Here is a 12,111-nt window from a genome sequence, read left to right as displayed (position 1 = left end):
ACGCTGTGATCAGCCGTTCAGAGGACGCTTGACGCGCACTTCTTCAATCTTGAGGCTGCCAATCACAGCCGTCTTGGCCGTGGACATTTCACGCTTGAAGCCTGCCATTTCATGGAAACGCAGGGCACGCTCGTTGCGCAGCGGAATCCAGGCTGTCACATTGGTGCAGCCTTCCTCCAACAGACCATCTCGGGCGGCGTCCCACAGGGCAACGCCAACACCTTGATTCCAGTGCGAGGGAGCTGCATAGATAGCCCAGATCTCGCCTGTGGTCTGGCGGGACTTTTCATCACGGGAACGGTCAAAGCCGACAAAGCCAACGATCTTGTCGCCGTCAATGGCGACCTGGACCTGTGGCTCACAGTATTCAATAGCTTCGCGCCAGTAAGCCTGGCGCTTTTCAACCGAGGACATGGCCTTCAGTTGATCATCGGGAACCAGACCTCGATAAGCCTCCAGTGCGGAAGCAGTATGGATCTGGGCAATCGCTTTTGCATCGCGAAGAGTAGCGGGACGGACCTGGATACTAGACATGGAAAAACCGGGGCGGAAACATGTAAGAATAGAAGGGCGTAATTGTCTACAGATTCAGAGTTTTGGCACGCGGTGCAGTGGTTAGCCATTTGCTCAACTGCGGCTGTTCGCAATTTCTTGCTATGGCGCAATCTATGTGCTATGCGCTCCACTAAGCAGAGCAGCAAGCCCGCAACCATCAATGGTTTGCGTCACATTTGATGACAATCTGGCAAGCGCTCACGACAGCATCGAAGCGCTCAATCCCTGCGCGACGGCCAAGAAATTTCAGAGCCAGCGTCGCATTAGGTCCATCACCCGATCGAATTTTTCCCCGAACGGCGGGTACAGCAGGGAAGTCGCCGCCCAGCGCGACTGCACGAAAACCGCCTTCTGGTGCACAAAGCGCAAAAAGCCCTGCTCTGCGTGATAGGCACCCCAGCCACTGTCGCCGACACCGCCGAACGGCAAGTTCTCGTGCGCCACATGCAGCAAGGTGTCGTTCACGCAGACGCCTCCGCTGACGGTGCGCATCAACACCGCATCGCGCTCTGCCTCGTCGTTGCCAAACCAGTACAGCGCCAGCGGACGCGGGCTCGCGTTGATGGCATTGATCACGTCTTCAATATGCTCGTAGGAGATCACGGGCAGGATGGGGCCGAAGATCTCTTCCTGCATCAGCTGCATTTCGCCCGTGGCACCGAACACCAGCGCCGGAGCGAACTGCCTCTCCACGGCCTCGCCCCAGGCCGTGGTGTCACCGTCTGCAGCGGGGGCAGCCGCTTCATGCATCCAGTGCACCTGCGCTCCCAGGCTTTGTGCCTGGCGCAGCATCTGCTTGAGTCGTGCCAGATGGCGCTTGCTGATGATGGCCGTGTAGTCCGGGTTGCCCGAGATGCGTGGGTACAGCTGTTGCACCGCCGCCTGATAGGCCTCGGCAAACTCCTGCTCCTTGCCGCGCGGCAGCAGCACATAGTCGGGAGCGATGCAGGTCTGCCCGGCATTGACCAGCTTGCCGTAGGCCACCTTGAGCGCAGCGGCCTGCATATCGCAGTCCTGCGCAATGATGCAGGGCGACTTGCCCCCGAGCTCCAGCGTGGTGGGCGTCAGGTGCACGGCTGCCGCCTGCGCCACGCGCCGCCCCACGGCCGTGGAGCCGGTGAACAGCAGGTGATCGAACTGCAGGCCCGAGAACTGCGTGGCCACGGCCACATCGCCCTCGATCACGCAGAACTCTTCGGGTGCAAAGAACTGGGCGACCAGCTCGGCCATTTTTGCCGAGGTCTGCGGCGTCAGCTCGCTGGGCTTGAGCATCACGCGATTGCCCGCCGCCAGCGCCGTGATGGCCGGCGCCAGCGATAGCTGCAGCGGATAGTTCCAGGGCGAGATGATGCCCACCACGCCCAGAGGCTGGCGCTCCACCCAGGCCTTGCCGGGCTGCAGCATCAGCGGCGTGCGCACGCGCTGGCGCTTGCTCCACTTGGGCAGATGCTTGAGCGTGTGCCTGAGCATATTGCGCACCAGCATCAGATCCAGCATTTCGGTCCAGCGCTCGGAGCGCACACCAAAGTCCTGCTCCACCGCCGCGCACAAGGCCGGGCCATTCTGGTCCAGCAGCTTCTGCAGACGCAGCAGCCTCTCCCGGCGCACCAGCAAAGGTACATCGACCTGCGTGCGGCTGGCTTGGTACTGCAAGTCAAAAATGCGGTGCAAGTCCATGTAGTTCATGCCTGTCTGAAAATCCCAAGATCACAATCCCGACCATAACGCGAGACTGCGTAAACACAGCGTAAAAAAAGAGCCTGATGCAACACTGCACAGGCTCTTGTGTGTTGACCGCGAAACCAGCCTGCGGCCTTTTGTGCCTCACTGGCTCCAAAGTATGAAGCCTGTGCAAGGGCTTGTCATTACGACTCGTGCACCTCGCGCGGCTGCACATCGGTGACATCGCCGCTACCTGGCAGAACGCCGCGACGCCCGCGGGCTTCACGCCCATCCTTTCTGGCGTCGGCATTGCCCGACGATTGCGCCATCCACTCGGCCCCCGAGCGGTACACCGTCTGCCAGCCGGCGAAGGGACTCATGGCACCCATGCTCATGGGCACCACGGGCTGGCCCGTGAGTCTGGCCCACAGGGCGCGCACGCCCCAGGCCAGGGCAATGAGGCAGGCCACGGCCATCAGGCACAGGAAGAACACCAGGCCCAGCAGCATCAGCATGATGCGGACGGCCCAACGGGTTGCAGTGGCGGCGAAATCGTTCAAAGCAATACCTCTTTCTAAGGTTCGGGGCCTCAGGCAGTGCCTGCGGACTCGAACCGGAACACCCCGGGATCATTCACCGGGTCGACTGTCACAGCTATCGTACTCTTGGGCGGGAACTTTCCTTCGAGTAACAACTTGGACAGCGGGTTTTCAATACGCTGCTGGATGGCGCGCTTGAGCGGACGGGCACCGAACACGGGATCGAAGCCCACCTTGGCCAGCTCGGCCAGGGCTTGCTCGGACACCTGCATGCTCAGTTCCATCTTCTGCAGACGGTTTTCCAGCAACTTCAGCTGAATTCTGGCAATCGCCTCGATGTTCTTGGCATCCAGTGCATGGAAGACCACAGTTTCATCGATACGGTTCAAGAATTCGGGTCGGAAATGGTTTTTAAGTTCCCCCCAGACCGCTTCCTTCACATCATCGGCATCCTCGCCAACCATGGCCTGTATCAGATGTGAGCCGATATTGCTGGTCATCACGATCACTGTGTTCTTGAAGTCCACCGTGCGGCCCTGGCCGTCGGTCAATCGACCATCGTCCAGAACCTGCAGCAACACATTGAAGACATCGGGGTGGGCTTTCTCCACCTCGTCCAGCAGCAGCACGCTATAGGGCTTGCGACGCACGGCTTCCGTCAGGTAGCCGCCCTCTTCGTAGCCCACATAGCCGGGAGGCGCACCGATCAAGCGTGCCACAGAGTGCTTTTCCATGAATTCACTCATGTCAATACGCACCAGATGGTCCTCGCTGTCGAACAAAAATCCTGCCAGCGCCTTGCACAGCTCGGTCTTGCCCACGCCTGTGGGACCCAGGAACAGGAAGGAGCCGGTGGGCCGATTGGGATCGGACAGGCCCGAGCGCGAGCGGCGGATGGCATTGGCCACGGCAGAGATCGCCTCCTCCTGACCCACCACGCGCTCGTGCAGCTTGTCTTCCATGTGCAGCAGCTTGTCTTTTTCGCCCTGCATCATCTTGGCTACGGGGATGCCCGTGGCACGGCTCACCACCTCGGCGATCTCTTCGGCTCCGACCTGGGTGCGCAGCAGCTTGTTGGCCGTCGCGCCGTCCTGGCCCTCTTCCTTGGCCTGGGCTTCGTGCAACTGCTTTTCGAGTGCCGGCAGCTTGCCGTACTGCAACTCGGCCACCTTGTTGAAGTCGCCCTTGCGCTTGAACTCCTCGATCTGGATGCGCAACTGGTCCACTTCCTTGCGGATCTGCTCCGAGCCCAGGGCGCTGGCCTTCTCGGCCTTCCAGATCTCCTCGAGGTCGGCGTACTCGCGCTCCAGGCTCTCCAGCTCTTCCTCGATCAGCTGCAGACGCTTTTGCGAAGCCTCGTCCTTTTCGCGCTTCATGGCTTCGCGCTCGATCTTGAGCTGAATCATGCGGCGCTCGAGCTTGTCCATCACCTCGGGCTTGGAGTCCATTTCGATCTTGATCTTGGCCGCAGCCTCGTCGATCAGGTCGATGGCCTTGTCAGGCAGGAAGCGGTCGGTGATGTAGCGATGGCTCAGCTCCGCTGCGGCAACGATAGCGGGGTCGGTGATGTCGACGTTGTGATGCGCCTCGTACTTCACCTGCAGGCCGCGCAGAATGGCAATCGTGTCCTCCACCGAAGGCTCGTCCACGATGACCTTCTGGAAGCGGCGCTCCAGCGCAGCATCCTTTTCGATGTACTTGCGGTATTCATCGAGCGTGGTCGCACCCACGCAATGCAGCTCGCCGCGCGCCAGTGCGGGCTTGAGCATATTGCCGGCATCCATGGCGCCATCGGCCTTGCCGGCGCCCACCATGGTGTGGATTTCGTCGATGAAAAGGATGATGCGGCCTTCGTCCTGTGCGATTTCCTTGAGCACGGATTTGAGGCGCTCCTCGAAGTCGCCGCGGTACTTGGCACCGGCCAGCAGACCCGCCATGTCCAGCGACAGCACGCGCTTGTTCTGCAGGCTCTCGGGCACCTCGCCGGCCACGATGCGCTGGGCCAGGCCTTCGACAATGGCGGTCTTGCCCACACCGGGCTCGCCGATGAGCACGGGGTTGTTCTTGCTGCGCCGCTGCAGCACCTGGATGGCACGGCGGATTTCGTCGTCGCGGCCGATCACCGGGTCCAGCTTGCCGCTGCGGGCGCGCTCGGTCAGGTCCAGCGTATATTTCTTGAGCGCTTCGCGCTGGCCTTCGGCTTCCGCACTGTCCACGTTCTGACCTCCTCGCACGGCATTGATGGCCGCTTCCAGGCTGGATTTACTCACGCCGCTTTGCTTGAGCAAGGCACCGGCACGCGTGGCCGAGCCTGCGGCATCGGCCAGCGCCAGCAGAAACAGCTCGCTGGCGATGAACTGGTCACCGCGCTTGAGGGCTTCTTTCTCCGAAGCCTGCAGCAGGCGAGCCAGCTCGGAGCCGACCTGCACATCACCTTGCTGCTGCACGCGCGGCAGGTCAGCCATGGCCTGTTCGGCCAGGTTCCTGAGTTGTTGCACATTGCCGCCGGCGCGCTGCAGCAGCGCGCGCGGGCCATCGTCCTGGCGCAGCATGGCCACCAGCAGGTGCAGAGGGTCGATGGTGGATTGATCAGCACCGAGCGCCAGGGACTGCGCGTCGGCCAAGGCTTCTTGGAATTTGGTCGTCAGTTTGTCAATTCGCATGGTTTGTCGCTTTCGCTCCAATCAGATTCATTGCTGATTTATCTGATAGCCAGGTGGTGAATTTCAAGACCGGAAAGGGCAATAAAGCGGCGCAGAAGACGGCAGAAAGCCTGTGATTTGACAAAAATCAAACAGAGCCCTGCGCCAGAGGCCAGATCCGAGCATCGCGCGTCAAAGCCAGATCCAATGTAGGCGCAAACCCACAATGCACAAGATTGCGGCCCCATACCTGCCAGAGTCAGCAAACCCGGGAGTAATCAAAAGCCATAGCTTCTCGCGCTTTATACATAGGCGTCAGCGGCATTTTTACTCATGGTTTGTAAAAACATGCGCTGGTACAGCACAGTCGGGGCCACACGGCCCGGGGCGACCTGGCACCGGTACAGGTCTGTGCTCAGGCGGCTGCCGCCATTCTTATTGCCACCGCGCCAATGCCTGTTCGTCACTGACACGCGCATCCACCCAGCGAGCGCCTTGCCCGGTCTGCTCTTTTTTCCAGAACGGCGCTTCGGACTTCAGATAGTCCATGATGTATTCGCAGGCCTCGAAGGATTTGCCGCGGTGGGCGCTGGTCACGGCCACCAGCACGATCTGGTCCATGGGCTGCAGCAGGCCGATGCGGTGAATCACGCGCGCGCCATAGATACCAAAGCGCGTCACGGCCTTGTCGATGATGGCCTCGATCGACTTCTCGGTCATGCCGGGGTAATGCTCGAGCTCCATGCTGGAGACGGCATCGCCCTCGTTGCGGTCGCGCACCGTGCCGACAAAGCTGCAGACCGCGCCCACGCGTGCATCGCCGGCGCGCAGGGCGGCAATCTCGGCCGAGAGGTCAAAGTCCTGGGTCTGAATGGATACACGTGCTGCAGTCATGCCTGCATTGTCGCAGGCCAGCATGGGCATGTCTGGCGCATTAGCATTGCGCCATGGCCACACAAACCATCAATCTGCCGGAGTACACGCTGTACCCATCTCCGCGCAATGAGCACCGGATGATTTTCGAGTTCCAGCTCTTTGTGCCCTATCCCTATGAGCTGATCCATCTGCCCGACTACAACTTCAAGGGCAAGGCCACGCTGTTTGCCGCCCACCGCAAGCGCGACAACAAATCGGGCCAGCTCATTACCTGCGAGCTGGCCGTGGACATCGAGCGCTTCGAGCGCCTGTTCGAGCCGAGCTAAAGGTCAAGGCGCTATGGACGACACCAGCCAGATTCAGCCACCGACCAGCTTTGCCGAGCTGTTTCGCACGCGCAGCGGCAAGCTGTCCGCCCCGATTGCCGAGGTCGTCGCACGCTATGAGCTGTGCGAAGACCTGGCAAGCCATCTGACCGAGCAGGCACAGACGCTCTATCACTCGGGCAACTCCTCCGAAGAGCAGGTACTGCTGGGCATGCATGCGGGCCTGGCCGCGGAGGGCTCGGTCGTCACGGCGCCCGAGGCAGGCTGGATCGTGCAGCGTCTGGCCGAGCTGCTGGAATGGCGTACACCGCAGTTCTCCGCTCCTTCAGACCCGGCCTGAAAGCCCGGACGGAGCCGGTTTTCAGCGCTTTCAGACAGGCATTTTTCGCTCCAGCTTCAGGAGCTTCCTCCACGCCGAAGCAGATCAGAAGGCTCCAGCAGGCGCATGCAGACGCTGCCAGGCCAAAGCCAGCCAGGCAGGCGTTCCATAGGCAGCGACCAGATCTTGCCCTATGGCGGCCCAGGCCGGGTCGGCCGGGTTCAAGCCCAAAGCCTCGATGAACGGCGCTTGCACGATGAAGCACTGGCGCCGATAAGGCAGCAAAAAGCCATCCGCCTGCTGTGCGAGCACGCTGCGCGCCTGCGCGTACTCGCTGAACCAGATGTGCAAAAGAATGCCGCTACGCGGCACATGCCAGAAGCTGCCCATGTCATCACCCGGAGCCGCCAGCGCTCCCAGCACCAGACGCGCCTGCTCCCAGCCGGCAAAGCCGACCTCGCGCGCCGACTGATGCAAGTGGTCGCGCAATGAGGCCGAGCCGGCAGCCCCCTCGCGCCGCGCACGACTCAAGCGCACACGGGCACGCACCTTGATCTCGTTGACCAGCGTCTGCGGCGAAATGAATTCAGCAACAGAACCTGCCTCCATGACCGGATCCGAGTGACCAATGGCTGCAGCACCATCGGGCAGCGCTTGGCCTGAGCTCATGGCATTCACGGCCTCGCTGCTCATGGCTGCCCCCCCTTGCAGCTCTTGCTGCCACAGGGACAACAGGGCCTGAAGTTCGGCGTCATAGTCGAACAAGGGATCGACGCGCTCCTTGACGCGGTCCAGCACCTCAAAACGAAATGCCTGCGCGCCATGGCACGCCCAGGCCTGGGCTAGTGCCGCATCGCGCCGGGAGCCATTGCTCAGCTCGAACCGCAGACGGTTGAGCGTTGCGTCCACATTGCGGCTGGCCCCCAGGCGCAACAGGTCAGCGGCATCGCAGCGCACCGCGTAGATGCCCATGGCAGGAAAAGCCTGTTTGTAGTCCCGCGTCAGCGCGCGCCGCGCCTGGGGATGAAGAGATGAAGTCATGACAGTGCTCCAGGTTGCATCGGAGCCTCCCGCGCTGGGCCCCTAGAACAACCATGGTCTGACAGAACATCGAAATCGAGCGTGAACACGCTGCCTAAAGCAAGGGTGAGAGCCTCTTGTGCGGGCAGGCGCCCCTTTGCACCTGTGAGCCGCGATTCTAGAGCAAGAGCCTCAGGGCTGTGCAGGTTTCAGTTGCTCGACCAGCTTGCGCCCGAACGCCACATCGGGCTGCAGACCGTAAAGAATGCGATAGACGATGGGTGCCACCAACTGGTCCAGCATGGTGTCCACATCGGGCCCCGACTCGCCACGCGCCCGGGCCCGGCTCAGCACAATGCCAAGCTGGTCGCGGATGATGTCCACGCAGGCGCAAGTCACCTGGTCCTCCTGGGTCGCCACCAAGGTATCGCGCAGCAAGGTGCGACCCAGAGGCGAGCCCATTTCCTCGATGTATTGCTCGGTCCAGGCCTGCAGGTCGCCATGCAGGCTGCCCGTGTCCGCAGGCTCGGCGATGGGGCGGATGCGCTCCAGCGCCACATCGGCCAGCAACTGCGGCAGATCGCCCCAGCGGCGGTACAGCGTGGAAGGCGTCACTCCGGCTTCGGTGGCGATCAGCGGGAAGGTCAGCTCCTCGCGCGGCATGCGCTCCAGCAGTTTCCTCACCGCCTGATGCACGCTGGCCTGTACACGGGAGCTGCGCCCGCCCGGCCGGGATTGGACTGGGTCTTTTGCAATCATGGTCATTAAAGCTAAATATTTGCGTTAATGGCGAATTAACGCAGAATACGCAAACGCAAAAATTTTGCTTTTATGGTAGCGGAGCCTGATTTCCCATGCCCACATCCTCTATATCCCTGACTGCGGCGTCCACCACCCGCAATATGGCCGCTGTCGCACTGACACTGGCCAGCTTTCTCGCTGCATCCAGCGCTCCCACGCCCTTGTATCGGCTCTACCAGCAGGCCTGGGGCTTTTCGTCGGGCATGCTGACCCTGATCTTCGCGGTCTATGCCTTCAGCCTGCTGGTCGCCCTGCTCACCATGGGCGCACTGTCCGATTACCTGGGCCGGCGCCCCGTCATTCTTGCCGCCCTGGGACTGGAGGCAATCTCCATGCTGATGTTCGCCCATGCACAGGATGCGCAAGCCCTGCTCTGGTCGCGCGTGGTGCAGGGCTTTGCCACCGGCATGGCCAGCGCAGCCCTGGGCGCGACCCTGCTCGATCTGGACCGCGAACGCGGTGCGCTGATCAATACACTGTCTCCCATGCTGGGTATGGCAGCCGGCGTGTTCGGCGCCAACCAGCTGGCCAGCCACGGTCACGACGGGCTGCACCAGATCTACTGGTGGCTCCTGCTGGTATTTGCGGCATCGGCCTGGGCCATTGCAGTGATGCCTGAAACCGTCAGCCGCCGCAGCGGGGCTGTGGCCTCCATGCGCCCTCGCATTCGCCTTCCCTCGCATATCCGCCCGGCGTTCCTGCGCATGGCACCGCTGGATATTGCCGCCTGGGCGCTGGCGGGCTTTTATCTGTCGCTAGGCCCCACCCTGCTGCGCGTGATCACCGGCTCCACCCAGATGGCAGGCCTGGCAGTGTGCATCAACACTCTGAGCGCCGCAGCGGCCATCTGGCTGCTTCGCCGCTGGACGGCCCAGCGCATGCTGCGCTTTGGTGGTTCGGTTCTGCCGCTGGGCATTGTGATTCTGCTGCTGGGCGTGGCCAGCCACAGCCTGACGCTGATGGTGGCTGCCTCCATCATTGCCGGTGCAGGCTTTGGCGTGGGCTTTCAAGGGGCGCTGCGCAGCGTGCTGCCACTGGCCGAGCCGCATGAACGCGGCGGCCTGCTGTCCACCATCTATGTGCTGAGCTATCTGGCCTTCAGCCTGCCTGCCATTGCGGCAGGCCTGCTGACCCAGAGCCTGGGGCTGGTGCCCACCACCTATGGCTATGGTCTGATGCTGATTGTGCTGGGCTTGCTAGCACTGGCTGCTACAAGGCAGAAAGCGGTCACCCGGCATGGCACATAAGCTGTGTGCTGTGGCTTTGCTCTACATTGCCTGACTCATTCTCCCCCGACCGTCATCAAAAAAGCCGTGCAGCTGACGCAGCACGGCTTTTTTGGTCGGCATGACGGCCTCAGGCCTGGATCGGCTCGGCAGCCTTCCAGTCCGCATAGCGGTTCAGAATGCGCTGCACCTGGCCATGGGTCCACTCACCGCCCTTGGCGGCCGCAATGCCCCGCGCATTGAGTTCGGCCGCCATGGCGCGGTGGGTCAGACCTTGCTGCTGCAATTCGGCGAACAGCGCTTCGTGCTGCCTGGCAAAGGCATCGGCCGCCGATTTGCGTTTTTCCACTGTGGCGCGGATATTGGCCGCACCGGCGGTGCCCAGCTTGACTCCGCGCTCGCGCGCCTGGGCCAAAGCCTTGCGGGTGCGAGCACTGATCTCGGGGTTGACTTCGGGAGTGGTCAAATCGGCGGTTTCGCTCATGGCATTAGAGATGGGTATATGACTCAGGGCCTGACCCCGCAACCATTGCGGGAACAGTACAGCAGCGGTGTGTGAGGCAACAAGCGGCAAAGCTCCTGGAGCCGCCGCCATGCGCTCAAGGGCTCATCAGCCGCCCGTCACAGGCGGGAAGAACGCCACTTCGTCGCCATTGCTGAGCATGGCATCGGCATCACAGATATCCTGGTTCAACGCCATGCGCACGGCCTTGCCGGCAGCCAGCACCTGGGCAGCCGCATCGCCGCGGCTCATCAATTGCTCGCGCAATGCTCCCACGGTGGCAGCCGGGGTCTGCAGGCTTTCGCTGCCCGTACCCAAGGCTTCCCGGATAGAGGCGAAATATCGAATCGTAACGGTCTTCATCTCCAACTCCATCAGGCCATGAGTTCGGCAAACGGGATAAAGCGCACGCTGTCGCCCATGGCAATCGTGGTACCGGCTGGGTTGTCCACCACGCCGTCGCCCCAGGCCGTGGAAGTCAGCACGCCCGAGCTCTGGTTTCTGAACAACTCCAGCCCGCCACGCTCGTTGTAGCGCACTCGCAGAAACTCTCTGCGCTTGTCGCCCTTTGGCCACTCGAAATCGGCGCGCGCTTCGATGGCACGCGGCAGCACATGCTGCACGCCTTGCAGACGCAGCAAAAAGGGTCGCACCAGCACCTGGAAGGTGACAAAGCTGGAGACCGGATTGCCCGGCAGGCCGACGAAGTGCGCAAAGCCCGTGCCGGACTCGCGATTGACGCGGCCATACGCAAAAGGCTTGCCGGGCTTGATGTTGATCTGCCAGAGATCCAGCTGCCCCAACTCCTGCACCGCAGGCTTGATGTGGTCTTCCTCGCCCACGGAGACGCCGCCGCTGGTGACGATCACATCGTGGTCCATGGCGGCATCGGCCAGCGCGGCAATCGTGGCCTCGCGGTCGTCGGGCACTATGCCCAGATCCGTGACCTCGCAGCCCATGCGCAACAGCAATGCACGCAGGAAGAATCGGTTGCTGTTGTAGATGCTGCCCGCCGGCATGTCCTGCGGTGCCACGGTACCGGGCATGACCAGTTCATCGCCAGTGGAGAACAAGGCCACACGCGGCTTGCGTGCGACCTGCAGGCTGGCAAAGCCCATGCTGGCAGCCAGGCCCAGATGGGCCGGCGTGAGACGGGTGCCGGCCTCGATCACGGTCGCGCCCTGCCTGATATCTTCGCCCGCGCGGCGAATCCACTGTCCGGCACGGGGCTGGGCCTTGATGCGCACGCAGCCGTCCTCGAGCAATTCGCAGTCCTCCTGCATGACGATGGCATCGGCCCCGGCCGGCACGGGCGCGCCCGTGAAGATGCGGGCGACGGAGCCTGCGGCCAGCGCCTCGGGCGAGGTGCCGGCAGGGATGCGCTGCGACACCGGCAGCACCGCCGTACCGCCGGCGCATTCGGTGGCGCGCACGGCATAGCCGTCCATGGCCGAGTTGTCCTGAGGCGGCACCTGCAGCGGCGAGACGGCGGCCTGCAGCAGCACGCGGCCATCGGCATCAAAGGTGTCCACCATCTGTGCGCCAGCCTGGGGCTGGGCATGGGCCAGCAGCTCCTGCAGGGCTTCATCCAGAGGCTTGAGCGGCTTGCGAGGCGTCTGTGGTGCTTGCATTGCTGTGTCTTT

The 12,111-nt window shown here is 62.4% G+C and carries 13 protein-coding genes; 3 read left to right on the top strand and 10 right to left on the bottom strand.

Features of this window, described 5'->3' with window-relative positions; translation table 11 throughout:
- Positions 1 to 9: 9 nt before the first annotated feature.
- The 5 genes from P353_RS02995 to P353_RS02975 form a co-directional block, all read right to left on the bottom strand.
- Positions 10 to 534, bottom strand: a complete 525-nt coding sequence (locus tag P353_RS02995; RefSeq protein WP_034365018.1) for a GNAT family N-acetyltransferase — start codon at positions 532 to 534, stop codon at positions 10 to 12.
- 267 nt (positions 535 to 801) lie between these two features.
- Positions 802 to 2,241: a coniferyl aldehyde dehydrogenase gene (locus P353_RS02990; protein WP_034365016.1), complete on the bottom strand. Its 1,440-nt coding sequence runs from the start codon at positions 2,239 to 2,241 to the stop codon at positions 802 to 804.
- A 179-nt stretch (positions 2,242 to 2,420) separates the two neighbouring features.
- Positions 2,421 to 2,777, bottom strand: coding sequence for a hypothetical protein (locus P353_RS02985; RefSeq protein WP_034365014.1), 357 nt, complete (start codon positions 2,775 to 2,777; stop codon positions 2,421 to 2,423).
- 29 nt (positions 2,778 to 2,806) lie between these two features.
- A complete protein-coding gene (gene clpB, locus P353_RS02980; protein ID WP_034365011.1) occupies positions 2,807 to 5,419 on the bottom strand; it encodes an ATP-dependent chaperone ClpB in 2,613 nt (870 codons plus the stop codon).
- A 414-nt stretch (positions 5,420 to 5,833) separates the two neighbouring features.
- Entirely contained in the window at positions 5,834 to 6,292 is a 459-nt protein-coding gene (locus tag P353_RS02975) for a molybdenum cofactor biosynthesis protein MoaE (protein WP_034365493.1), read from the bottom strand.
- A gap of 53 nt (positions 6,293 to 6,345) precedes the next feature.
- Here P353_RS02975 and P353_RS02970 point away from each other — a divergent pair, with 53 nt between their 5' ends.
- Together P353_RS02970 and P353_RS02965 are read left to right on the top strand one after the other, a co-directional pair.
- Positions 6,346 to 6,600 (top strand): hypothetical protein, encoded by a 255-nt coding sequence (locus tag P353_RS02970; protein ID WP_003057869.1) that lies wholly within the window; start codon positions 6,346 to 6,348, stop codon positions 6,598 to 6,600.
- A gap of 13 nt (positions 6,601 to 6,613) precedes the next feature.
- Entirely contained in the window at positions 6,614 to 6,940 is a 327-nt protein-coding gene (locus tag P353_RS02965; RefSeq protein ID WP_034365009.1) for a hypothetical protein, read from the top strand.
- An 84-nt stretch (positions 6,941 to 7,024) separates the two neighbouring features.
- Here the strand turns inward: P353_RS02965 and P353_RS29745 are convergent, their stop codons facing one another.
- Both P353_RS29745 and P353_RS02950 read right to left on the bottom strand, forming a co-directional pair.
- Positions 7,025 to 7,960 (bottom strand): GIY-YIG nuclease family protein, encoded by a 936-nt coding sequence (locus P353_RS29745; protein ID WP_232776207.1) that lies wholly within the window; start codon positions 7,958 to 7,960, stop codon positions 7,025 to 7,027.
- A 171-nt stretch (positions 7,961 to 8,131) separates the two neighbouring features.
- On the bottom strand, positions 8,132 to 8,704 hold the full coding sequence (locus P353_RS02950) for a TetR/AcrR family transcriptional regulator (RefSeq protein ID WP_198529009.1): 573 nt from the start codon (positions 8,702 to 8,704) through the stop codon (positions 8,132 to 8,134).
- An 89-nt stretch (positions 8,705 to 8,793) separates the two neighbouring features.
- Between P353_RS02950 and P353_RS02945 the strand changes: the two genes are divergently transcribed.
- Positions 8,794 to 9,987: an MFS transporter gene (locus P353_RS02945; protein WP_034365006.1), complete on the top strand. Its 1,194-nt coding sequence runs from the start codon at positions 8,794 to 8,796 to the stop codon at positions 9,985 to 9,987.
- 109 nt (positions 9,988 to 10,096) lie between these two features.
- Here P353_RS02945 and P353_RS02940 read toward each other — a convergent pair whose 3' ends face one another.
- The 3 genes from P353_RS02940 to glp all read right to left on the bottom strand — a co-directional run bounded on the left by P353_RS02940 (position 10,097) and on the right by glp (position 12,099).
- Complete coding sequence (locus P353_RS02940; RefSeq protein WP_080750404.1) at positions 10,097 to 10,450, bottom strand: recombinase family protein; 354 nt, start codon at positions 10,448 to 10,450, stop codon at positions 10,097 to 10,099.
- Positions 10,451 to 10,576: 126 nt separating this feature from the next.
- Entirely contained in the window at positions 10,577 to 10,831 is a 255-nt protein-coding gene (gene moaD, locus P353_RS02935) for a molybdopterin converting factor subunit 1 (protein ID WP_034365484.1), read from the bottom strand.
- 11 nt (positions 10,832 to 10,842) lie between these two features.
- Positions 10,843 to 12,099, bottom strand: coding sequence for a gephyrin-like molybdotransferase Glp (glp, locus tag P353_RS02930; RefSeq protein WP_034365003.1), 1,257 nt, complete (start codon positions 12,097 to 12,099; stop codon positions 10,843 to 10,845).
- Between the last annotated feature and the right edge of the window lie 12 nt (positions 12,100 to 12,111).

Origin of the sequence: Comamonas testosteroni (assembly GCF_000761245.1) — a bacterium.
Lineage (GTDB): Bacteria > Pseudomonadota > Gammaproteobacteria > Burkholderiales > Burkholderiaceae_C > Comamonas > Comamonas testosteroni_C.
This window is presented reverse-complemented; position numbering and strand designations above follow the sequence as displayed.